Source organism: Streptomyces sp. NPDC031111, from assembly GCF_055570675.1.
In genome coordinates, this window is the sequence record NZ_JBVIGS010000003.1 from 126,675 (window position 1) to 149,997 (window position 23,323).

Genomic DNA, 23,323 nt, shown 5'->3' on the forward strand with positions numbered 1-23,323 from the left:
ACATGGGTGTGCGCGGTATTTCTTTGTGCGCTTTTCGCGACGGGCGGGAAGTGCGTCACGGCCCTTGCGGACAGAACCTGACCGCAAGGGCCGCTAGCGTGCCGGTATGACGAAGACGAAGCGGAGCGCCGGACCGTCGCCGGCCGGTGTGCTCGGCACCCGGGCCCTGAACCGCGCCACCCTCGAGCGGCAGCTGCTGCTGCGCCGCTCGCCCCTGTCCGCCGAGGACGCCGTCGGGCATCTGGTCGGGCTCCAGGCGCAGAACGTCAAACCGCCCTACTACGCGCTCGCCGCCCGCCTCGACGGCTTCACTCCCGAGGCGCTGTCCCGGCCGATGGCCGACCGGAGGCTCGCCCGTATCGTCACCATGCGCTCGACCATCCACACCCACACCGCCCGCGACTGCCTCACCCTGCGGCCCCTGGTGCAGCCCGCCCGCGACCGCGAACTGACCCAGTTCCGCAAGGGCCTCGCCGGTGTCGACCTGGACAGGCTCGCCGCCCTCGCCCGGGACCTCGTCGAGACCGAACCGCGCACGATGAAGCAGCTCCGCGACGCCCTGCTGAAGACGTGGCCCGACGCCGACCCGCAGGCCCTCTCCGTCGCCGCCCGCTGCAAGCTGCCCCTCGTGCAGATCACCCCGCGCGGACTGTGGGGCCGCAGCGGTCAGGTCACGCTCACCACCGCAGAGCAGTGGCTCGGCAGCCCCGCCGAGCCGGAACCGGCTCCGGACGCGACCGTGCTGCGCTACCTCGCCGCCTTCGGACCGGCCTCCGTGAAGGACATGCAGACCTGGGCCGGTCTGACCCGGCTGCGCGAGGCCTTCGAACGCCTCCGCCCGCGGCTCGTCACCTTCCACGACGACAAGGGCGTCGAGCTCTTCGACCTGCCGGACGCGCCCCGCCCGGACCCGGACACCCCGGCCCCGCCGCGCTTCCTGCCCGAGTTCGACAACCTGCTCCTCTCCCACGCCGACCGCACCCGCGTCGTACCGCCCGAGCACCGGGGCCGCCACTGGCAGGGCAACATCGCCTACCGCACGCTCCTCGTCGACGGGTTCCTGGCGGGACTGTGGCGGCTCGACGAACACGCCCTCGTCGTCGAGCCGTTCGGCCGGCTCGGCCGGGAACAGTGGGAGGAGGTCACCGCCGAGGGGGAGCGGATGCTCGGCGTCATGCACCCGGGGAGGGCGTACGACATCCGCCTCGGGACCGTACGCGAATGACGCGAGGCATGGAGAGGGGGCGTTGCGGGCTGCTCGTGGAAGCTCGCAACGCCCCCTGGTTTGCCACCTGAGGGGTACTCAGGAACTCATGGGACGGTCTCTCAACCGCCGACCTGCGCCGTCACATCCGCGGAGAACGTGGTCAGCCGGGTGTAGACGCCCGGGTAGCCGGCCGCCGCGCAGCCGTCGCCCCAGGAGGTGATACCGGCCAGCCGGCCGCCGATCAGCAGCGGTCCGCCGCTGTCGCCCTGGCAGGTGTCCACCCCGCCGGAGGCGTACCCGGCGCACACCATGTCGCTCTGCACGAACCGGCTGCCGTAGGAGCCGGCGCAACTGGAGTCGGAGACGGTCGGCACGGTCGCGGTGCGCAGCTGGTTGGAGGAGCTGCCGCCGGACGAGGTGGTGCCCCAGCCGAGGATGCGGGCGGTGGTCCCGGCCGCGTACACCGAGGTGTCCGAGGCGGAGACGTACGGCGCCGTGGCGTACGGCATCGACGTCGACAGCGTCAGCACGGCCACGTCGTCGCCCCGGGTGACGCGTCTGTAGTCCGGGTGGATCCAGATCCGGCTCACTCTCGCGACCGTGCCGTTCGTGCCGTTGAGGTAGGTGCGGCCGCCGACGACGCGGACGCTGCTCGTGGTCTCGCCGACCATGCAGTGCGCGGCCGTGACCACCTTGGTGGGGGAGACCAGGGTGCCGCCGCAGAACTGGTTCTGCGAGGCGTCGGTGATCTGCATCATGAACGGATACGTGGACGTCGTGGTCGTCGTGCCGCCGACGATCGGCTGCGGGGCGGCGACGGCCGAGGGGGCGGCGATGAGCGCCGTAGCCGCCGCTGCGGCGGTCGCCGCGAGGACGGCGGCGGCCTTCTTGGCACGGGTGAGCCCGGACATGGGTCTCCTCAGGGGATGGCCGGTGGGGGTCGCGCGGGGGTGGGGGTCGAGCACGAGGGCCTCGGGGCCGGTCCTCGTGTGCCCTGCGGGCGGCACACCATTACGCTACGACCCGGTGCGGGACCTCCCAATGAGGGAACCCCCTAAGGGAGTTGGGCAGGGAAAACCCTCGGTCGCCCGGACGGGCCGCCCGGCGCTACTTGGTGCGGCGGCCCGCCGCCAGACGGACGATGTCGACCCGCGAGCGGATCCCCAGCTTGCGGTAGACCCGGGTGAGGGTCGCCTCGACGGTCTTCACGCTGATGAACAGCCGGCCGGCGATCTCCCGGTTGGTGGCGCCCTCCATCACCAGCGCGGCCACCTGACGTTCCATCGCGGCCAGCCCGTCCAGGGCACCCGGCGCCGTGGCGGGCACGGTCTCCGCCTCCGCGGGGCCGGCGGCCAGGGCCCGGTCCACCTGGCGCAGCCACGGCAGCGCGCGGCAGCGTCGGAACAGCCGGGCGGCCTCGTCGTACGCGGCCGGCGCCGGCCCCTTGGCCCGCAGCCGGGCCAGCGCGAAGGCGGCGCGCGCCTCCTCCAGGCCGTAGCCCAGCTTGGCGAGCCGCTCCTGCGCGGACGCCAACTGCGCCTGCGCCGCCTGGTGTTCACCGCGTGCCGCGCGGACCAGCGCCTCCGCGCGGTCGAGCACCGCCAGCACGCTCGCCCGGTTCAGGCGCAGCGCGTGCACCCGGGTGAGGTTGATGAGTTCCTGCGCCTCACCGGGCTCACCGATCCGCACCAGCGCCTCGGCGAGGTCGCCCTGCCAGCGGCCCCGCGCCGGGTCGCTGATGCCCATGCCGTGCTCCAGCTCCCGCACCCGGCGCAGCGAGCGGACCGCGCCCTGCGCGTCCCCGGCCACCAACTGGGCGTAGCCGAGGGCGGCCAGGGCCAGCGACAGGTACAACTGGTCGCCGTCCACCTCGGCGTGGTCCGCGGCCTCGCGGGCCAGCGTCAGCGCGCGCTCCACGTCCCCGCCCGACGCCTCCGCGAGCGAGGCGAGCATGGCGGAGGCGCTCTCGCCGATCCCGGAGTCGCGGGCCAGCCGCAGGCTCTCCCGGGCCAGGTCCAGGGCCCGGCCGCAGTGCCCGACGCGCAGTTCGGTGTCGGCCAGCAGCCGCGAGAAGTGCACCTCGCTCTCCACCATGCCGCGCCGCCGCGCCTCCCGCAGCAGCGCGGTGATGGCCGTACGGGCCTCCGGCAGCTGGTCGCTCATGAGCAGCCAGCGGAATCTGGCCATCGCGGCGCCGTTGTGGTGGCTGGCCACATCGGGGTCCTGGGGCTCCTGGAGCGCCCGCTGGATGGTGGCGGGGGCGTCCGGGTGGCCCATCAGCGTCTCGGTGGACGACTGGAAGGCGAGCGCCATCAGCTCGGTGCGCCGGTCCCCGGCCCGGGCCGCCAGCTCCGCCGCGTGGGCGGCCTCCTGGCGGGACTTGGCGAAGTCGCCGTCGACCACCACCTCCCGCCAGGCGAGCTGGTAGTGGACCAGGGCGAGCAGCCGGGGGTCGTCGCCGGCGTCGGCCAGCACCTGCGGGAAGACGGCGTCGACCTCGCCGAGCGCCTGGCCGGCCGCCTCGATGACCACCATCCAGGCCCGCACCCGCTCCGCCGGCACCGTCGCCCGGGTCAGCACCTCCCGCGCTATGTCGCGGGCCAGGTCGACCTCTCCCGCGGTGATCGCGTCCTCGGCGGCCTGGAGCCGCCGCTCGTCGGGTCCCGGCGCGCCGTCGGCCGGGGTGTGCCGGGCGGCGAGCAGCCCGAGGGAGGCGGCGACCGAGGGCGCCCCGCGGTCCCGGGCCAGCGCGGCGGCCTCCGCGAGCCGGGCCGCCACCTCCGGGTCGGGTCCGGTGGCGGCCAGCGCCAGATGCCGGGCCCGCTCGATGGGGTCGGAGGCCGCCGTGGACAGCGCGGTGTGCACGGCGCGCCGTTCGCCCGCCGGGGCCTCCGCGTACAGGGCGGCCGAGATCAGCGGATGCGCGAAGCGCAGCGCCGGCTCCTCCGGGTCCGTCGTCAGCAGTCCCAGCGCCGCCGCCCGCGCCGTCTCCGCCTCGGCGTTCTCCCGGCCGGCCGCGTGCAGCAGCGCCAGGGTGGGGCGGGCGCCCGCGCTGGCCACCAGCAGGGTGCGGCGCGCGTCGTCCGACAGCATCTCCAGCCGGCTGAGGACCAGGGCCCGCAGCGACGTCGGCACCGGCAGCGGCTCGCCCGGCCGGGGCCGGGCCGGGCTCTCGGCGAGCGCGCGGCCCAGTTCGAGGGCGAACAGCGGGTTGCCGCCGCTGGTGCGGTGTATGTCACGCACCGTGGAGCGGGACAGACCGGTGTAGCCGCGGTGGTCCAGCAGCGCGGACACCTGGGTCCGGGAGAACGGGCCCAGCCGCACCGCGAGGGTGTCCGGCGGGCAGGCCCGCAGATGGCCGTCGTACTCCTCGCCGTCCGTGCGCACCGCGCACAGCATCCGCACCGGGCTGTCGCCGAGCCGGCGGGCGGCGAAGCCGAGGAGTTCGGCGCTGGCGGAGTCCAGCCACTGGAGGTCGTCGGCGACGATGAGCACCGGACCCTCGGCGGCCAGGGCGCGCAGCGTGGACAGCACCGCGAGGCGGAGCGCCAGCCCGTCCCGCTGGAGGGTGGACTCGCCGCGCCCGGTGAGCGCCGACTCCAGGGCGGTGCGCTGGGCGGCGGGCAGCCGGGCCGAGACCCGGTCGAGGACCAGACCGAACAGATCGGCCAGCGCCAGGAACGGCAGATGGGATTCGGACTCGGTGGCCGAGCAGCGCAACACCGTCCCCGTGGCACCGGCGTTTTCGGCCGCAAGTGCCCGCAGCACGGTCGATTTTCCTATTCCGGCGGGCCCGTGGAGCAGCACGCTGCCGCCTCGGCCGAGCTGCTCCCGTGCCTCGGAGTACAGCTCTTCCCGGCCTATGACCAGGTCGGGGCGGCTCCTGGCAGGCTCCTTGAAGTCCCGTCGCACGGTCACCGCTCCCCTCCGTGTGGCGTGTCCTGGCCAATATTAGGCAACCGGCTCCTTAATTCCGGGCAGACCGTGTAGTGAGGCCAATTACAGCGAGGTGGGCAACAGTAAATCCAAAGTCCTACTGGTGGTAATACTCGGCAGGGAAAACACCGCAAACCTATGGCAACCACCCCGCCCGGCGGGCCGCGACCACGGCCTGCCCCCGGGTCCGCACCCCCAGCTTCCGCATCGCCGACCGCAGATACGCCTTGACGGTCTCGGCCGTCACACCGAGCCGCTCCGCCGCCGCCCCGTTGGTCGCCCCCGCCGCCACACATGCGAGCACGTCCACCTCCCGGGGCGCGAGCCGCACCGCCGTGGACGGGGCGGTCCCGTCGGTGAGCAGGGCGCACGCCTGGAGCAGTTCGTCCCGCAGCGCCGGGTCCGTGATGCGCGGGGCCAGCGCCCGCAGCGCCGCGTGCGCCTCCCGCACCTGCTCCCATGCCGCCCCGGACGCACCGGGCGCCGGGGCCGGCTCCGGCCGGGCCGCCGCCATCAGCTCGGCCGCCTCCTCCCGCACCACCAGCGCCTGCTCCACGTCACGGGCCGCCTGGACCGCCGCGCCGAGGGTGCGGTCGCCGAGCGGCTGGGCGGCGCGCAGGGCGCCGTAGAGCACGGCCCGCACCCGTCGCCGTACGACCACGGGGACGGCGACGACGGCGCGCAGGCCCTCGGCGGCGACCGGGACGTCGTACTCGTGGCTGATCTGCCGGGAGACGGAGTAGTCCGTCACGGCGCACGGCCGGGCGAGCGCCACCGCCTTGCCGCCGAGCCCGTTGCCGGGGGTCACCGCGAGCGCGCTCAGCGCGGGCGTGGCGGTGCCGCTCAGCTCGCTGATGCGCACCCGCCGCCGGCCGGGCTCCACCAGACCGCCGAAGGCGACCGGCAGCCCGGTCGCGCGCCGCAGCCGGGCCAGCGCCCCGCGGATCTCCCCCGCGTCGCCCGCCCTCATCGGGTCAGCTGTCACCTGTTCGCCCCTTCACCACGACCTCCGCGCGGGCGCACACCCCCGTTCGGGGGTAGTGAGACACGCATCACGGATTACACGATGTCGGAGAGCCGCCCGGCAATGGTCCGGAACCGAGGAGGACAGATGACGGCGACGGAAGAGTTCCGCAGGGCCCGGGACTTCCTGCTGGAACACCGCGAGGACTACGCCACCGCCCACCGGGACTTCGTCTGGCCCCGGCCCGAGCGGTTCAACTGGGCGCTCGACTGGTTCGACGTGATCGCGGACGGCAACGACCGCACCGCGCTGCACCTCGTCGAGGAGGACGGCGACGAGACCCGGCTCTCCTTCGCCGCCCTGGCCCGCCGCTCCGACCAGGTCGCGAACTGGCTGCGGCAGCGCGGCGTGGCCGCCGAGGACCGGGTGCTGGTCATGCTCGGCAACCAGGCGGAGCTGTGGGAGACCGCCCTCGCCGCGATGAAGCTGCGCGCCGTGGTCATCCCCGCCACGCCGCTGCTCGGCCCCGCCGATCTGCGCGACCGCGTCGACCGGGGCCGCGTCCGCCATTTGATCGCGCGTGCCGCGGACTCCGCGAAGTTCGACGCGGTGCCCGGCGACTACACCCGGATCGCGGTGGGGGAGGGAGCCGGCGACGGCTGGCTGCCGTACGAGGACACCCACGGCGCCGCCGAGCACTTCGCGCCCGACGGGCCCACCCTCTCCGACGACCCGCTGATGCTGTACTTCACCTCCGGCACCACCGCCCGCCCCAAGCTGGTCGAGCACACCCACACCTCGTACCCGGTCGGCCATCTGGCGACCATGTACTGGATCGGCCTCATCCCCGGCGACGTGCATCTGAACATCTCCTCGCCCGGCTGGGCCAAGCACGCCTGGTCCAACCTCTTCGCCCCGTGGAACGCCGAGGCGACCGTCTTCCTGCACAACTACACCCGCTTCGACGCGCCCCGGCTGATGGCCGAGATGGACAAGGCCGGCGTCACCACCTTCTGCGCCCCGCCGACCGTGTGGCGCATGCTCATCCAGGCCGACCTCGGCCTGCTGCGCACCCCGCCCCGCGAGGTCGTAGCCGCCGGCGAACCGCTCAACCCCGAGGTCATCGACCAGGTCCGGCGGGCCTGGGGCGTCACCATCCGGGACGGCTTCGGGCAGACCGAGACCGCCGTGCAGGTCTCCAACAGCCCCGGCCAGGTCCTCAAGACCGGATCCATGGGCCGTCCCAGCCCCGGCTACCGCGTCGAACTCCTCGACCCGGTCTCCGGCGCGCCCGGCGCCGCCGAGGGCGAGATCGCGCTCGACCTCTCCGACCGGCCGGTCGGCCTGATGACCGGCTACCACGGCGACCCGGACCGCACGGCCGAGGCGATGGCCGGCGGCTACTACCGGACGGGCGACATCGGCTCCCGGGACGAGGACGGATACATCACCTACGTCGGGCGCGCGGACGACGTCTTCAAGGCGAGTGACTACAAGATCAGCCCGTTCGAGCTGGAGAGCGCCCTGCTGGAGCACGAGGCGGTCGCCGAGGCGGCCGTCGTGCCCGCGCCGGACGCGCTGCGCCTGGCCGTCCCCAAGGCGTACATCGTGCTCGCGGAGGGCTGGGAGCCCGGCCCGGACACCGCGAAGGTGCTGTTCGAGCACTCCCGCGAGGTCCTCGCCCCCTACAAGCGCCTCCGGCGCCTGGAGTTCGGGGAGCTGCCCAAGACCGTCTCCGGCAAGATCCGCCGCATCGAGCTGCGCGAGGCCACGGCCGCCGGTTCGGTGAACGAGTACCGCGAGGAGGACTTCCGGTGACCGCACCCCTGTCCTACAGCCACGGCACCAGTACGACACCGCTGCTCGGCGACACCATCGGCGCCAACCTCGGCCGGGCGGTCGCCGCCTGGCCCGACCGCGAGGCCCTGGTCGACGTGCCCTCCGGACGGCGCTGGACCTACGCCGAGTTCGGCGCCGCCGTCGACGAGGTGGCGCGCGGACTGCTCGCCAAGGGCGTCACCAAGGGCGACCGGGTCGGCATCTGGGCGGTCAACTGCCCGGAGTGGGTGCTGACGCAGTACGCCACCGCCCGCATCGGCGTCATCATGGTGAACATCAACCCGGCCTACCGCGCGCACGAGTTGGAGTACGTGCTCAAGCAGTCCGGCATCTCGCTGCTGGTGGCCTCGCTCTCCCACAAGGGCAGCGACTACCGGGCCCTGGTGGAGCAGGTCCGCGGCGCCTGCCCGGACCTGCGGGAGACCGTCTACATCGGGGACCCGTCCTGGGACGCGCTGACCGGGGGCGCGGCCGGCGTGCCGGCCGACCGGCTGGACGCGATCGCGGCCGGGCTGAGCTGTGACGACCCGGTCAACATCCAGTACACCTCGGGCACCACCGGCTTCCCCAAGGGTGCCACCCTCTCCCACCACAACATCCTCAACAACGGCTACTGGGTGGGCCGTACCGTCGGCTACTCGGAGCAGGACCGGGTCTGCCTCCCGGTGCCCTTCTACCACTGCTTCGGCATGGTCATGGGCAACCTGGGCGCCACCTCCCACGGCGCCTGCATCGTCGTCCCCGCCCCCTCCTTCGAGCCGACGGCCACCCTGGAGGCCGTCCAGCGGGAGCGCTGCACCTCGCTCTACGGCGTGCCCACGATGTTCATCGCCGAGCTGAACCTGCCGGACTTCGCGTCGTACGACCTCACCTCGCTGCGCACCGGCATCATGGCGGGCTCGCCGTGCCCGGTGGAGGTGATGAAGCGGGTGGTCGCCGAGATGCACATGGAGCAGGTCTCCATCTGCTACGGCATGACCGAGACCTCCCCGGTCTCCCTCCAGACCCGCATGGACGACGACCTGGAGCACCGCACCGGCACCGTCGGCCGGGTGCTGCCGCACATCGAGGTCAAGGTCGTCGACCCGGCCACCGGGGTCACCCAACCTCGCGGTGGCGCGGGGGAGTTGTGCACCCGCGGCTACAGCGTGATGCTCGGCTACTGGAACGAGCCCGAGAAGACCGCCGAGGCCGTCGACGCGGGCCGCTGGATGCACACCGGGGACCTCGCGGTGATGCGCGAGGACGGGTACGTGGAGATCGTCGGCCGCATCAAGGACATGATCATCCGGGGCGGGGAGAACATCTATCCGCGCGAGATCGAGGAGTTCCTCTACGCCCACCCGAAGATCGCGGACGTCCAGGTCGTCGGGGTCGCGCACGAGCGGTACGGCGAGGAGGTGCTCGCCTGCGTCATCCCGCGCGACCCGGCCGACCCGCTCACCCTGGAGGAACTCCGCGCCTTCTGCGACGGCCGCCTCGCCCACTACAAGATCCCGAGTCGGCTCCAACTCCTCGACACCTTCCCGATGACGGTGTCCGGCAAGGTCCGCAAGGTGGAACTCCGGGAGCGGTACGCGGCGGGCACCCCCTAGGGCCGTCTCACCCGACCGCCCGGCGGAAGACCTGCCGGGAGCCGCCCTCCGGGCCCGGAGCGGCGGCCTCGGCGGGGGTGAATCCGAGCCGCTCGTAGAAGACGCGGGCGCCGCTGTCGACGGCACCGGGGTGGTCGGCCCCGAAGGTGACCACCTCGATCCCGCCCGGCCCGCGCACCCACCGGCGCGTGGCGTCCGCCATCAGCGCACGGCCGACGCCCGTCCCCCGCGCCCGGTGCGAGACCACGAGCCAGTGCACGTGGTAGGCGGGCGCCTCGCCGCCGAACAGCAGTCCGCCGAGGAGGTCAGGGCCGTCGGACTCGGCGACGAGCGCCATGGAGCCGGCGATGTGCTCACGCACCGCGTCGTGGAAGCCCTCCTCCTCGACCATCGGGCCGAACCACTGCTCGACCTGGGCGGCCAGGCCGAGGAACCCGGGGAAGTCCCGCTCGCGGGCGAGTCTGATCGTCGTCCGGGAGGTCGGGCGTTCGTGTCCCGGGTGTGTGGAAACGTCCCGGCGCATGCACACGCGCGGCCACCGGTCGAGCCCGAGCCCGGCCTCCTCGGCGCGGATCCGGCGCAGCCCGGGGGTGAGTTCGTCCTCGCCCAGCGTGTGGAAGCCGAGGCGCGCGTAGTACGGGGCGTTCCACGGGACGTCGGCGAACGTGGTCAGCGTCAGCGCGGTCAGGCCCTCGTCGCGGGCCTGGGCGGCGGCGTGGTCGAGCAGGGCCCGGCCCACGCCCCGGCGGGCGGCGTCCGGATGGACGGAGACCTGCTCCACGTGGAGCGCGCCGTCCACCGGTTCGGCGATCAAGTACGCCACGGGCCGGTCCCGTTCGTCGGCCGCGACCCAGCAGCGGCCCGCCCGGCGGTGGCGCTCCAGCACGTCCGGCGCGGGCGGTTCGTCGTCGGCGATGTCCGGCATCCCGAGGGCGCGGAACGGGGCGCCGGCGGCCCGCTCGATGTCCTGGAGGGCGGGGAGTTCACCGGGTGCGGCGGGGCGGATGCGCATCCGTCGAGTATCGGTCGCCGGCGGGGTGTGCGTCGCCGGGTTTTCAGGCCCCGCCGGCGTCCAGCGCGTGGGCCGGGCCGTTCACCGGTCGCGGGGTGCCGGCGGGGTCGAGCAGGTACAGCGGGACGCCCAGGTCGTCGGCGCGGGCCCGGGCCTCCTCGGCGTATCCCGCTAGGGAGAAGTACCGGCAGACGGCGGACTCGGTCAGCGCGGACAGCCACAGGCACTCCACGTCCCGCACGGTCGCCGGCCGTGCCGACGGGTCCACCCGGGCGAGCACGCCACGGCCCACCACACCGATCCCGGACGGTGACCGAGGGCCCGCGCGGCGGACGTCCTCGTGCCCGAGCCGGCGCAGATGCGTCATGGCGGCCGTGACCGCGTCCCGTGCGGTGCGGAGCGGCACGGCGCCGAAGGCGGGGCGCTCGGGCCGGCCGGCGCCGTCGGGCCCCCGGGCGCCGGCCAGCGGGATCCGCAGCACCGTCCCGCACGGGCACCCGAGTTCGGGCCGCGGCCACTCGGCCGGCAGGCCGCAGTCCCCGCACCGCAGGGTGACCCACTCCTCGTCCCAGGCGCGATGCCCCACGGGGCCGGGCACCCCGTCCGGATCCAGTGACGGCGTGACGGGTGCGCCGCAGGCGCAGGGGTACGACGGTGCCGTGTAGCGGTGCGCGCGCCGACAGGCGGGACAACGCACCGGCACGCTCTCGGGCATGGCCCACTCCCGGACGACGTGTTCTCGAGGCGCTCCCCATCGTCCTCCCGGAATCCGTCGTGTGTCCGGCACTTGACCCTTCTCTTGACGGCTCCGGCCACCCACCTTACATTCATTCCAGATCGTAGAAGTTAAATTCCACAATACGGAAGAGCTCACCGCGGGGCGCGACGGGAGTGCGAATCCGACAGCCGAAGCAGGAGTACTCGATGGCTCGAATGACCGCTGCCCGCGCGGCAGTCGAAATCCTCAGGCGCGAGGGCGTCACCGACGCGTTCGGTGTCCCCGGCGCGGCGATCAACCCCTTCTACGCGGCGCTCAAGGCCTCCGGCGGCATCACCCACACCCTCGCCCGCCATGTCGAGGGCGCCTCCCACATGGCCGAGGGGTACACCCGCACCCGCCCCGGCAACATCGGCGTGTGCATCGGCACCTCGGGACCCGCCGGCACCGACATGATCACCGGTCTGTACTCCGCGACCGGCGACTCCATCCCGATCCTGTGCGTCACCGGGCAGGCGCCGACCGCCGTGATCCACAAGGAGGACTTCCAGGCCGTCGACATCGCCGCCATCGCCAAACCGGTCACCAAGATGGCGGTCACCGTCCTGGAGGCCGCACAGGTCCCCGGCGTCTTCCAGCAGGCCTTCCACCTGATGCGCTCCGGCCGCCCCGGACCGGTCCTGATCGACCTGCCGATCGACGTCCAGCTGACGGAGATCGAGTTCGACCCGGACACCTACGAACCCCTCCCGGTGTACAAGCCCGCCGCGTCCCGCGCCCAGATCGAGAAGGCGATCGGCATGCTGAACGCCGCCGAGCGCCCGCTGATCGTCGCGGGCGGCGGCGTCATCAACGCCGACGCCGCCGAACTGCTCGTCCAGTTCGCCGAGCTGACCGGCACGCCGGTCGTTCCGACGCTGATGGGCTGGGGCGTCATCCCCGACGACCACGAGCTCAACGCCGGCATGGTCGGCCTCCAGACCTCGCACCGCTACGGCAACGCGACCTTCCTGGAGTCCGACTTCGTCCTCGGCATCGGCAACCGCTGGGCCAACCGCCACACCGGGAAGCTCGACGTCTACACGGCCGGACGGACGTTCGTCCACGTCGACGTCGAACCCACCCAGATCGGCCGGATCTTCGCCCCGGACTACGGCATCGCCTCCGACGCGCGCGCCGCGCTGGAGCTCTTCGTCGAGGTGGCGAAGGGGATGAAGGCCGAGGGACGGCTGCCCGACCGCTCCGCCTGGGCTGCCGCCGCGCAGGAGAAGCGCGCCACGCTCCAGCGGCGCACGCACTTCGACGACGTCCCCATCAAACCGCAGCGGGTCTACGAGGAGATGAACAAGGCGTTCGGACCCGAGACCCGGTACGTCTCCACCATCGGCCTCTCCCAGATCGCCGGCGCGCAGATGCTCCACGTCTACCGTCCGCGCCACTGGATCAACTGCGGCCAGGCGGGGCCGCTCGGCTGGACCGTCCCCGCCGCGCTCGGTGTGGCCAAGGCCGATCCGGAGGCCCAGGTCGTCGCCCTGTCCGGCGACTACGACTTCCAGTTCATGATCGAGGAACTGGCCGTCGGCGCGCAGCACAAGATCCCGTACGTCCATGTCCTGGTCAACAACGCCTACTTGGGGCTGATCCGCCAGGCGCAGCGGGCCTTCGACATCGACTTCCAGGTCAACCTGGAGTTCGAGAACGTCAACGCCCCGGAGCTGGGCGTCTACGGCGTCGACCACGTCAAGGTCGCCGAGGGGCTGGGCTGCAAGGCGATCCGGGTGACCGACCCGAACGAACTGGGCGCGGCCCTGGAACGGGCGAAGAAGCTCGCGGCCGAGTTCCGGGTGCCGGTCGTCGTCGAGGCGATCCTGGAACGCGTCACCAACATCTCCATGTCGACGACCAACGACATCGGCAACGTCGTCGAGTTCGAAGAACTCGCGACGGAGCCGGGCCACGCGCCGACGTCGATCAGAACTCTGAAGGCCTGACACGCGCCGGCGTGGTTGAGGGGCGGCCCCCCCTGGAGGCTTGGGCCGCCCCTCGGGCGTGTCTCACCGATCACACCGCGCCCGGCGCCCCTGCCGCGCCGTCGCCACTCGCTGATTCCCGCCACCAGGTGTCCACGAAGTCGCGCCTGCCCCCCGACGCCCGGCACTCCCCGAGCCTTCGGCCGGGGGACCCGGCCCCTCGGCCGTGCTCAGGCCGATCACGCCGCGCCTGGCGCCCCGCCGAGCTGTCGCCACTGGCCAATTCCCCGACGCTCGGCTGCTCGCGGGGGAGGGGCCCCGTCGCGTCGGTTCCCCCGCCTCGCGACGCACCGCACCGGATGCCGCTCGCTGGTCCGGCCCGATCGACGAGACACCCGCCAAGGGGTGTCCGCGAGGCGCGCCCGCCCCCCCCCCCCCCCACGCCCGGCACGCTCTCTCGCCGCACCGGGCGAACACCCGACTGCGACCGGTACGCGGGCGCCCGCCCGGCACTCCCCGAGCCTTCGGCCGGGGTCCGGGGCGCCGGGTGCGGTGAGGCCCTTGGGCCGGCCGGGGTCCAGAGCACGCATCGGATGCCGTGAGGTCCCCTCGGCCGGGGGCCGGAGCACGCGCCGGGTGCCGTGAGGCGCCCTCGGCCGGGGTCAGGCCGAACCGCAGCCGCCTCCGCCTCCGCCGCCACCACCGCAGTAGGTGTGGCCGCCTCCGCCCCCGTAGGTGCCGCCGCCGGGTGAGTGGCGCAGGCCCTTCTCCCTGAGGTCGACCCGGTCGGTCAGACCCGCTCGGAGGGCGAAGCGCGGGACGAAGACCGTCAGGGCGTCCTTGCCGTGCAGGGCGATGGCGAGCAGCTTCTCCTCGTCCGGCCGGCCGCTCCGGCTCGACGGCAGCGGATACGCCTTCCGCAGGACCTTCACCCGCCGCCGGGCGGCCCTGGTCGGCCCGAGCGGCGTGGCGCGCAGCATCCCCGCCTCCGCCAGCCCGACCCGCACCTCGGCCAACGCCCAGCGGATGTCCGGGTGCCGCACCAGCTCCCGGATCTCGGAGGGCTCCTCCAGACAGTGGTAGACCGCGCTCTCCAGGTACAACGCGCGCACCCCGCTCGTGAGGGCGTCCACCCGCCCCACGATGACCTCGGCCGCCACGTCCAGCGAAACTCCCGGCGGCGGCAGCGGGGGCAGGGCCCGTCCCGCCTCCCCGTCGACCGCCCGGATCGTGCCCGGCGCGCCCGCCTCGACCGCGCCCCGCAGATGCAGGGCGACCACGGCCACCGTGACCGCGGCGCGCGCGCCACCGGCCAGCAGGGCGATCTCGTGCGGCGTCCCCTGGACGCCTCCGACGGCGGTCATGGCATGACACCTCCCCGGCAGGGCCCGCCGCCCCCGTGCCGGCGGGCCCCATGTGCCAGGAGTGTGCCCGTCGGCGGAGGCGGTCCAAGCCTCTCGGGCCGCCTTCAGAGGTTCATTTGAGGGTCGCGTAGCCGGTGTACGGCCGATGCTGTAGCGGCGCTCAGGTCTCGTGGTGCTCCGACAGGCCCGGCCAGTCGTCGGGACCGCCGCCCTGCCACTCGATCAGATCGGTGCCCTCGACGTCGGTGACGTACAGGTCGGCCAGCCGCAGGATCTCGGCCACGTCGTCGACGTGCGTGGCGATGCCCAGCGTGTCGTCGCCCGAGGTGACCCGCCGCGAGCCGTCCAGGGCCGGGGAGTGCACCACGATGTGCGGATGCTCCGTGGGATGTGCCATGTCCCCAGGCTGCTGCGCCCCGGACGGATCCGCACCCCCGGATACGGGAAAGCGCCCGGATGCGGGACCGTCCGCATCCGGGCGCCGAATGACCGGGGCCCGAGGGACCGCGGCGGCGGCGACGGCTCCCGGGGCTCCTCCCCTCAGGTCGAAGAAGGAGTCCCGCGGCCTTCACCACCGCACTGGCTCGCACGCCGCCGCGGTGCCCTCGCCCCGCCCGCGACGACCCCGTACCGCACCCCTCATCCGGGTGGTACGGCGTCGACGCGGGCTGCGCGCAGGGTCCCGACCTCCCGTCAGGGGCCGTGCGCGAGTCGCTGTGCCCGTACGGGCTGGTATCCGGGCGGCGCCGACGCCTTGGGCGCGACAGGACAGGTGTCGGAGCCGGCGCCGCCCGGAGGTCTGTGAGGGAGCGGGCCGCTCAGACCCGCGCGCCGGACAGCCGCTCGACCGCGCGCAGCAGGGCCGAGTGGTCCAGGCCGCCGTCGCCCTGGGCGCGCAGGCTCGCCACCAGCTGGGCGACCACGGCGCCGACGGGCAGCGCCGCGCCGACGGTGCGGGCGGCGTCCGTGACGATGCCCATGTCCTTGTGGTGCAGGTCGATGCGGAAGCCCGGCTTGAAGTCCCGGTTCAGGAAGTTGTCCTTCTTGCGGGTCAGCACGGTCGAGCCGGCGAGACCGCCGTTGAGGACGTCCAGGGCCGCCGTCAGGTCCACGCCGGACTTCTCCAGGAAGACCACGGCCTCGGCGCACGCCTGGATGTTGACGGCGACGATCAGCTGGTTGGCGGCCTTCACGGTCTGCCCCGAGCCGTGCGGACCGCACAGCACGATGGTCTTCCCCAGCGCCTCGAAGACGGGCTTCGCCTCGTCGAAGTCGGCCCGCTCGCCGCCGACCATGATGGACAGCACCGCCTCGACGGCGCCCGCCTCACCGCCGGACACCGGGGCGTCCAGCACCCGGATGCCCTTGTCCTTCGCGGCGGCGGCCAGGTCGACGGAGGTCTGCGGGGTGATCGAGGACATGTCGATCAGCAGGGCGCCGGACCGCGCGTTCTCCAGGATGCCGTCGGGGCCGTACGCGATGGCCTCCACCTGCGGGGAGGCGGGAACCATCGTGATGATCACGTCCGCGTCCCGCACGGCCTCGGCGATCGAACCGGCCGCGGTGCCGCCGGCGGCCGTCAGCCGGTCCAGCTTCTCCTGCTCGAGGGTGAAGCCGGTGACGTCGTAGCCCGCCTTGATCAGGTTCTCGGACATGGGGGAGCCCATGATGCCGAGGCCGATCCAGGAGATCTTGGGAAGGTTGTCGCTCATGGTGAGGGTGCCTCTCGATAACAAGGGATGGGGTCAGCGGGGCAGCCAGCCGAAGGACTCCGCGCTGGGACGGTCGCCCGGCTTGTACTCCAGGCCGATCCAGCCGTCGTAGCCGGCCTTGCGCAGCCGGCCCAGCAGCTCCTCCAGCGGCAGGGAGCCCGTGCCGGGGGCGCCGCGACCGGGGCTGTCGGCGATCTGCACATGACCGGTCTTCTCCGCGTACCGGTCGATCACCGACGGCAGGTCCTCGCCGTTCATCGCCAGGTGGTACAGGTCCATCAGGAACCGGGCGTTGTCCAGTCCCGTGGCCGCGTTGACCTTGTCGACGACCCCCACGGCGGCCGGCGCCGACACCAGCGGGTACCGCGGCGACTCGGGCTCGTTCAGCGCCTCGATCAGCAGGATCGCGCCGATCCGGTCGGCGGCCCGCGCCGCGAGGACGAGGTTCTCCAGCGCCAGCGCGTCCTGCTCGGCGGGGTCCACGCCGTCGACGCGGTTGCCGTACAGCGCGTTGAGGGCCGTACAGCCGAGGGACTGGGCGAAACCGGCGGCCACGTCGATGTTGGCGCGGAACCGCTCCGACTCCTCGCCGGGGAGGGACAGCGCGCCCCGGTCGGGGCCGGGCAGCCGTCCGGCGTAGAAGTTCAGGCCCGTGAGCCGTACGCCCGCGTCCTGGATCGCCTTCCTCAGGGCGTCGAGCTCGGACTGCCCGGGGGTGGGGGAGTCGACCCAGGGCCACCACAGCTCGACCGCGTCGAACCCGGCCGCGGCGGCGGCCGCCGGACGCTCCGACAAGGGGAGTTCCGTGAAGAGGATCGACAGGTTGACGTCGAAGCGGTGGTCTCCGGCTGTGCTCCATGCGGAACCTGGCATCGGGCCGCACTCCCTTCCGCTTGTTTCCGTAATACGGAAGTTGATTTCTGTGTAATGGAAGTAAGGGAAGATTGCCGTCGACCGTCCGGGCTTGTCAAGAGGGGGCGTGACGCGATGCGGTACCCGCGTGCGCACACAAAAGGGCGCGTCCGGCGTGCGATGCGCACGCCGGACGCGCCCTCCGTGGAGCGGGCCGGGGTCAGAGCGGCAGGTCGAGCTCCGGCGCCAGCAGTTCGGTGACGGTCTGTCGGCGGCGGATCAGCCTGGTGTCGTCGCCGTCGACCAGCACCTCGGGGATGAGCGGCCGGGAGTTGTAGGTGGACGACATGCTCGCGCCGTAGGCGCCGGTGTCGTGGAACACCACCAGGTCGCCGATCTCGGTGCGGGGCAGCGGCACGGGCTCCACGTCGCCGCCCTCGACCTGGGTGAAGACGTCCCCGGACTCGCACAGCGGGCCTGCCAGGACCGTGTCGCGGGCGTCCTCGCCGCGCGGGACGCCGTCGCCGCCGAGGACCGAGACGCGGTGGCTGCTGCCGTACATCGCGGGCCGCATCAGATCGTTGAACCCGGCGTCGACCAGCACGAAGTAGTTGCTGCCCATGGGCTTCTGGGCGCGGACCTCGGCGGCCAGCACCCCCGAGCCCGCCACCAGGAAGCGCCCGGGTTCGATCTCCAGCCGGACCGGGTGGCCCAGCTCGGAGACGAGCTCCCGCCGCGCGGCGTCCCAGAGTTCGAAGTAGCGGTCCGTGTCGATCTCCGGGTCGCCCGGCGCGTACGGCACGGAGAGGCCGCCGCCGGCCGAGATGGCCCGGATGTCCCGCCCGGCCAGCCTGACCTGCTTGACCATGGTCTCGCAGACCGACTCCAGGTGGCCGTAGTCCACCCCGGAGCCGATGTGCATGTGCAGGCCCACGAGGTCGAGCCCGTACCGGTCGACCAGCGCGAGGCTCTCCTGGAGGTGCTCGTGCCAGATGCCGTGCTTGCTGTGCTCGCCACCGGTGTTGGTCTTGCGGCTGTGCCCGTGGCCGAACCCCGGGTTGACCCGGATCCACACCGGGTGGCCGGGGGAGGCCGCGCCCACCTGGTCCAGCATCTGCGGGGAACCGGCGTTGACCGGGATGCCCAGTTCGACGACCCGGCGCAGCGTGGAGCGGTTCAGCAGGTCGGCGGTGAAGACGATGGGCTCGTCGGCCCCCTCGACCCGGTAGCCGGCCGCGAGCGCACGCTCGATCTCGCCCTCCGACACGGCGTCGACGTGCACGCCCTCCTCGCGCATCAGCCGCAGGATGTGCAGGTTGGAACAGGCCTTCTGGGCGAAGCGGATGACGTCGAAGCGGCGCAGCCGGTCGATCTGCGCGCGGATCGTCCCGGCGTCGTACACCCACAGCGGAGTGCCGTACTCCGCGGCGGCGCCGGCGAGCCGGGGCCCGTCGAGCGAGCCGGGGAGGCCGGCCGGCTCCCCCGCGCGGGACGAAGCAGCGGAGGAAGGGGCGGATGGGGAGGTCATGGTCAGTCCTTCTCGCCGATCATCAGGGCAACTCCGAAATCCTCTTCCAAACGGCGCAGGATCCGCTCGGCCGTCCGAACCACGGACGGATGGTCCGGGCCGCGCAGCATGAAACGGGCCACGATCTGCCCGGCGGAGACCTCCCGGCCCGGTCCGGTGCCGTAGCTGTCGAAGCCGATGACCTCCAGGACCCCGGGCTCGTCGGCGATCCACGCCACCGATGCCCCGGCGGAGAGGGTGCCGCCGTCGCGGACCATCACCTTCCGCCCGCCGACGCAGCCGTCGAGCGCGCCGGGCAGCGCGGGCTCGGCGTCCGGGTCCAGGATGTCCAGCAGGCCGGAGAAGATGTCCGTGCCGGTGGCGTGCCGGTAGATGGTGGGCAGCGCACCGCCCATCACGCGGGGATTGACCTCGACCAGCACCGGCCCGCGTTCGGTGACCATGATCTCCAGGTGGAAAACGCCCAGGTCCAGGCCGATCGCCCGGCACACGTCGATCGCGTACGCGACACAGGCGGCGGACTGCTCCTCGGGGAGGTTCGCGGGAATGTACGAGCCGAGCTCCACCACCTCGTCCTCGGCCCAGCGGAACCGCCCGGACACCGCGAACGGGAAGAACTCCCCGTCCTTGGCGCCCAGTTCCACCGAGACCAGCGTGCCGACCAGGTACTCCTCGACGAGGATGCCGCGGGTGAACTGCTCGTGCCACTGCTCCGGCACCGCGTCCAGGCCGGTCAGCACGGCCCGGCAGGCGGCGGCGGCCTCGGCCGGGTTCGCGGCCACCCGGGAGAGCAGGCTGTCCGCACCCGACGGGGGCTTGAGGACCACCGGATAGCCGATCTCCTCGGCCGCGGCCAGCGCCTCCTCCTCGGTCCCGGCCAGGGCGTACCGGGCGGAGGCGAGCCCGGCCTTCTCCAGCGCCGCCCGGCACCGGTCCTTGCGGCGGGCGGTCAGCACGGCGTCGGTCGCCGTGCCCCGCAGACCGAGCTCCCGGCAGGCCAGGGCCACGGCCTCCGCGCTCAGCTCCAGCTGGCCGGTGACGACGTCGATGGGGTCGACGGCGTGGCGGGCGGCGAGCACCCGGGTGACGGTCTCCGGGTCGGTGGTGACCAGCCCGTCGGCCAAGTGGTCCACGGACGCGACGATCCGCAGGTTCCCCTCGGTGGGCGGGTAGAAGGGGTCGGCGGACTGGAGGTAGGTGACCCGGTGGCCGGCCTCCTTGGCCAGCCGGATCGCCTCCAGCGCGGCGGGGTTCGAGTCGACGAACGCGATGTGCATGGGTTCTGCCTAGTGGTCGGGTGCGGGGGGAGTACGTCGGTCGGGGTGCTCAGACGGTGACGGGCAGGAGATCCGCCAGGTCGGGGACGGTGCCGGGCGCGGCGGCCGCGTACCGGGCCTCGATCGCGGACGCGAGGCCGGGCACCAGCGGCGCGGCCAGGGAGGCCAGGACACGCAGACCGGCGACGGCCAGCCCGGGGTCGCCGGCCGCCCGGGCGGCGAGCAGCGCGAGCAGGTTCGCGGTGGTCTCCGCGGCCTGGCGCATCGAGAAGGTCTCCAGCGTGTACGCCCGCCGCATCCGGTCCCGGTAGCGGTCCAGGAGCGCCTCCGTGCCCTCCGGGACGGGCAGCGGCCGACCGGTGTGCGGGGCCAGCGCCGTGCCGAGCGCCCGGAGCGGCTCGTGCAGCCGGGTGCGTACGGTCTCCAGGAACTCGGCCTCGGTGAAGTTGGCCGGCTGGTGCTCCGGGTTGCCGAGCGCGAGGAAGAACCGCACGTTGTCCGGGCCGTACTTGCCCACCAGGTCGCGGGCCCAGATCAGATGGCGCCGGCTGGTGGAGAACTTGGACCCGTCCAGGTGGTAGAACTCGTTGGTCACGATCGCGGTCGGCTCGACCAGCCCGCCGTGCGCGAAGGCCAGTCCGAGATGGGCGAACGCGAAGTAGAACGTGTTGTCGTAGCCGAGGAACTGCACCAGCTCGAAGCCCGAGTCCCCGGCCCACACGTCCGACGGCGCCTCCGGGCCCCGGCGGGCCCGCGCGACCCCCGCCATGTGCCGCAGGCCGGGCAGCATCTCCGCCCAGACGTTGATCACCTGGCCGTCGAAGCCGTCGATGCCGACCGGAATGCCCCAGTCGGCCGGGTAGCTGACCGGGAAGTCCGGCAGCGGCCGGGACAGCATCTCGTCCACGAAGCGCAGCACGTGCGGGCGCATCGTCGCCCGCCGCCGCCGGTAGAACTCCGTGAACCGCTCCCGGTACTCCTCCAGCGGGAGGACCAGGATCTCCACCTCGCGCGGCTCCGTGACGGCACCGTCCCCGGCGCCGGTGCTCGCGGCGAAGAGCAGCGAGTCGACGTCGTTGGGGTGCCCGCAGCTCTCGCAGATCGCGCCGGAGGTGCCGGCCAGGCACTCCGGGCAGTACCCGGTGGCGAACGCCTCCAGGAGGTACCGGCCGGTCTCCGCGCAGTACGGGAACGTCCAGGTGCGCGTCACCAGCTTCCCCGCGCGGTGCAGCCCGGCGAAGAACTCCCGTATCCCGTCCCGGTAGACGTCGTCGGGGCTGGTGAACGCGTCGATGCCGATGTCGGCGAGCTCCAGCGTCGCGGTGATCTCGCGGTTGCACCGCGCGGCGAGCTCGACCGGGTCGAGGCCCAGCCGCTGCGCCGTGGTGACCACGTACGTCTGGTGGTCGTCGCCCCCGGACGCGTACAGCACCGTGTGTCCCAGCATCCGCTGCGCGCGGCTGAAGACGTCGGCGCCCAGATAGGGCCCGGAGAGATGGCCGACGTGCAGATCGCCGTTGGTGGTCGGGGGAGTGGCGGTGACCAGGAAGCGGCGCGGGGTCGTCGTCATCGCGTCCCCCCGGGAGCACCGGCCGGTCCGGGGGCCGCGCCGAACGGGCCGAGCGACCAGACCGAGACGAGCTCCAGCTCCTCGGTGTCCGAGGCGTTCTCGAAGTGGTGCCGCTGGTGGGAGCCCACCACCAGGGCGTCACCGGCCGCGATGTCCGTACGGACCCCGTCGACCTCGACGCGGCCGCTGCCGCGCACCACGTAGAAGTGCTCGTGGTCCTCGTGGGAGTGCGGGGTGGTCACCGCGCCGGGCGCGACGGTACAGACGCCCATGCCGGTGTCCGAGGGCCCGCTGGACCGCCAGGGCAGGATGCGCCGGAACGCGCAGCCGTACTCCTCCTGGACGACGGCGTCGTCCCGCCGCTGGATCTGGATGCCGCTCATGCGTGGACTCCTTCGAGGAGAGGGGTGACGGGTGAGGGAACGGACGGACGGCCGCCGGGCGCGGCGGGGGCCGGTGCGTCCAGGACGGCGTCGAGGATGTCCCCGGCCCGGCGGGCCAGCATCGACAGCAGCGTGCTGGTCAGGCCGTGGGTGTGTTCGGCGGCGCCGTGCAGGAAGATCCGCGGCGCGAAGCGCTCGGTGGTCCGCACCGAGTAGTCGCGGTCCACGAGCAGGTCGCCGTCCCCGTCCCTGAGCAGATAGGGGTCGACACCGGCCAGCAGGCCGCGCGCCTCCCGGAAGTCGTAGCCGGTGGCCAGCACGACCGCGTCGTACCGCTCGGTGCGGGTGGTGCCGGTGAGCAGGTCGCGCACCGTCGCGGCGGCCCGGTCGCCCTCGGCGCGGGCGCCGGCCAGTTCGGTGAACCGGCACAGCCGCAGCCGGTCCCCGCCGTGCACCAGCTGGTCGTAGAGCAGTTCGGCGACGGCGTTGATGTCCTCGTCGTCGACGGCCGCGTAGTTGGTGGCCCTCAGGTCGGCGAGGATGCTCCGGCGACGCGCGGGGTCGGCGTCGTGGAACAGGTCGACCGACGCCGGGTCGAAGATGGCGTTGGCCAGGGCGCTGCTGTTGGCCGGCATCAGCGCGAAACCCCGGTGGGCCAGGGTCACTTCGGCCGCCGGGAACTCGCCCGCCAGATACCGGAAGATCTCCGCGGCGCTCTGCCCGGCCCCCACCACCAGGAAGCGGTACGGCAGTTCGCGGCCCCGGTCGTGGAAGGACCGCACGCGTCCCAGGAAGGAACTGCTGTGGAAGACGGTGCCGTCCTCCAGCACGCGCGGATCGACGCCGGGCGGGACGACGGGCGTGCCGCCCGGCGCCAGGGACACATGGTCGGCGGAGACGGTGTGCCGGGTGCCGTCCGGGCCCCGGTAGTCCACCTCCAGACGGGTGACCTCCCCGTCGGGCCCGGACACCGGACGGATCCGCTCGGCGGTGCTGCCGTACGAGACGTACCGGGCGAGCCGCTCGGCCGCCCAGCCGAAGTAGTCCACGTACTCCCGCCGGGTCGGGGTGAGCGTGCCCAGGTTGAGGAACGGCTCCAGCCTCCCCTGGGACACCAGGTAGTTGACGAAGCTGTACGGGCTGGTCGGGTCCCGGGGCGTGACCAGGTCCTTGAGGAAGGCGACCTGCATCCGGGCACCGGGCAGCAGCATGCCGGGGTGCCAGGAGAAGGTGTCCCTGGACTCAAGGAAGTGCAGGGACGCCCCGGCCGCGGTGGAGCCGGCCGACGCGTGCAGCGCGCTCATGGACAGGTGCGAGGGGCCGTAGCCGATGCCGAGGAGCCGGTGGTGCGGATGTCCCGCGGAAGAGGTACTGGTCATGGAATCCCTCTCCCGGG

General features: G+C 73.2%; 18 protein-coding genes and 1 pseudogene. 4 read left to right on the plus strand and 15 right to left on the minus strand.

The window, feature by feature from the left end:
* The first annotated feature begins 106 nt into the window (after positions 1-106).
* On the plus strand, positions 107-1,225 hold the full coding sequence (locus tag ACZ470_RS07800; RefSeq protein ID WP_468425399.1) for a winged helix DNA-binding domain-containing protein: 1,119 nt from the start codon (positions 107-109) through the stop codon (positions 1,223-1,225).
* Positions 1,226-1,326: 101 nt separating this feature from the next.
* On the opposite strand, the gene ACZ470_RS07805 is transcribed toward ACZ470_RS07800, so the two are convergent.
* The 3 genes from ACZ470_RS07805 to ACZ470_RS07815 form a co-directional block, all read right to left on the minus strand.
* Complete coding sequence (locus tag ACZ470_RS07805) at positions 1,327-2,118, minus strand: S1 family peptidase (RefSeq protein ID WP_468425401.1); 792 nt, start codon at positions 2,116-2,118, stop codon at positions 1,327-1,329.
* 196 nt (positions 2,119-2,314) lie between these two features.
* A complete protein-coding gene (locus ACZ470_RS07810; protein ID WP_468425403.1) occupies positions 2,315-5,125 on the minus strand; it encodes an ATP-binding protein in 2,811 nt (936 codons plus the stop codon).
* Between the two features lie 154 nt (positions 5,126-5,279).
* Complete coding sequence (locus ACZ470_RS07815) at positions 5,280-6,113, minus strand: helix-turn-helix transcriptional regulator (RefSeq protein WP_468426277.1); 834 nt, start codon at positions 6,111-6,113, stop codon at positions 5,280-5,282.
* 141 nt (positions 6,114-6,254) lie between these two features.
* On the opposite strand from ACZ470_RS07815, the gene ACZ470_RS07820 reads away from it, so the two are divergent.
* Positions 6,255-7,925, plus strand: coding sequence for an AMP-binding protein (locus ACZ470_RS07820; RefSeq protein ID WP_468425404.1), 1,671 nt, complete (start codon positions 6,255-6,257; stop codon positions 7,923-7,925).
* Positions 7,922-9,541, plus strand: a complete 1,620-nt coding sequence (locus ACZ470_RS07825; RefSeq protein ID WP_468425406.1) for an AMP-binding protein — start codon at positions 7,922-7,924, stop codon at positions 9,539-9,541. Before ACZ470_RS07820 ends, ACZ470_RS07825 begins: the two co-directional genes overlap by 4 nt.
* 7 nt (positions 9,542-9,548) lie before the next feature.
* Here the strand turns inward: ACZ470_RS07825 and ACZ470_RS07830 are convergent, their stop codons facing one another.
* The 3 genes and pseudogenes from ACZ470_RS07830 to ACZ470_RS07840 form a co-directional block, all read right to left on the minus strand.
* Positions 9,549-10,064: a GNAT family N-acetyltransferase gene (locus ACZ470_RS07830; protein ID WP_468426279.1), complete on the minus strand. Its 516-nt coding sequence runs from the start codon at positions 10,062-10,064 to the stop codon at positions 9,549-9,551.
* Between the two features lie 117 nt (positions 10,065-10,181).
* Positions 10,182-10,553, minus strand: a pseudogene (locus tag ACZ470_RS07835) (GNAT family N-acetyltransferase); the annotation flags it as partial.
* A 43-nt stretch (positions 10,554-10,596) separates the two neighbouring features.
* Positions 10,597-11,268: a hypothetical protein gene (locus ACZ470_RS07840; RefSeq protein WP_468425408.1), complete on the minus strand. Its 672-nt coding sequence runs from the start codon at positions 11,266-11,268 to the stop codon at positions 10,597-10,599.
* A gap of 209 nt (positions 11,269-11,477) precedes the next feature.
* Between ACZ470_RS07840 and gcl the strand changes: the two genes are divergently transcribed.
* Positions 11,478-13,262: a glyoxylate carboligase gene (gene gcl, locus ACZ470_RS07845; protein WP_468425410.1), complete on the plus strand. Its 1,785-nt coding sequence runs from the start codon at positions 11,478-11,480 to the stop codon at positions 13,260-13,262.
* Positions 13,263-13,903: 641 nt separating this feature from the next.
* Here gcl and ACZ470_RS07850 read toward each other — a convergent pair.
* From ACZ470_RS07850 to ACZ470_RS07890, 9 genes are all read right to left on the minus strand, one after another.
* Entirely contained in the window at positions 13,904-14,605 is a 702-nt protein-coding gene (locus tag ACZ470_RS07850) for a TIGR04222 domain-containing membrane protein (RefSeq protein ID WP_468425412.1), read from the minus strand.
* A gap of 160 nt (positions 14,606-14,765) precedes the next feature.
* Positions 14,766-15,002 carry a hypothetical protein gene (locus ACZ470_RS07855; RefSeq protein ID WP_468425414.1) on the minus strand — a complete coding sequence of 79 codons (237 nt, stop codon included), beginning with the start codon at positions 15,000-15,002 and terminating at the stop codon, positions 14,766-14,768.
* Between the two features lie 421 nt (positions 15,003-15,423).
* The gene (locus ACZ470_RS07860; protein WP_468425416.1) at positions 15,424-16,317 is read right to left on the minus strand and encodes a 2-hydroxy-3-oxopropionate reductase; all 894 of its coding nucleotides are present in this window, start codon (positions 16,315-16,317) and stop codon (positions 15,424-15,426) included.
* A 33-nt stretch (positions 16,318-16,350) separates the two neighbouring features.
* Positions 16,351-17,190: a TIM barrel protein gene (locus ACZ470_RS07865; protein ID WP_468425418.1), complete on the minus strand. Its 840-nt coding sequence runs from the start codon at positions 17,188-17,190 to the stop codon at positions 16,351-16,353.
* A 199-nt stretch (positions 17,191-17,389) separates the two neighbouring features.
* The gene (gene lysA / locus ACZ470_RS07870; RefSeq protein WP_468425420.1) at positions 17,390-18,697 is read right to left on the minus strand and encodes a diaminopimelate decarboxylase; all 1,308 of its coding nucleotides are present in this window, start codon (positions 18,695-18,697) and stop codon (positions 17,390-17,392) included.
* 2 nt (positions 18,698-18,699) lie between these two features.
* On the minus strand, positions 18,700-19,974 hold the full coding sequence (locus tag ACZ470_RS07875; protein WP_468425422.1) for an ATP-grasp domain-containing protein: 1,275 nt from the start codon (positions 19,972-19,974) through the stop codon (positions 18,700-18,702).
* A gap of 49 nt (positions 19,975-20,023) precedes the next feature.
* The gene (locus tag ACZ470_RS07880) at positions 20,024-21,544 is read right to left on the minus strand and encodes a class I tRNA ligase family protein (RefSeq protein ID WP_468425424.1); all 1,521 of its coding nucleotides are present in this window, start codon (positions 21,542-21,544) and stop codon (positions 20,024-20,026) included.
* Positions 21,541-21,927, minus strand: coding sequence for a cupin domain-containing protein (locus ACZ470_RS07885; RefSeq protein ID WP_468425426.1), 387 nt, complete (start codon positions 21,925-21,927; stop codon positions 21,541-21,543). Before ACZ470_RS07885 ends, ACZ470_RS07880 begins: the two co-directional genes overlap by 4 nt.
* Positions 21,924-23,306, minus strand: a complete 1,383-nt coding sequence (locus tag ACZ470_RS07890) for a lysine N(6)-hydroxylase/L-ornithine N(5)-oxygenase family protein (RefSeq protein WP_468425428.1) — start codon at positions 23,304-23,306, stop codon at positions 21,924-21,926. Before ACZ470_RS07890 ends, ACZ470_RS07885 begins: the two co-directional genes overlap by 4 nt.
* Positions 23,307-23,323 lie beyond the last annotated feature (17 nt).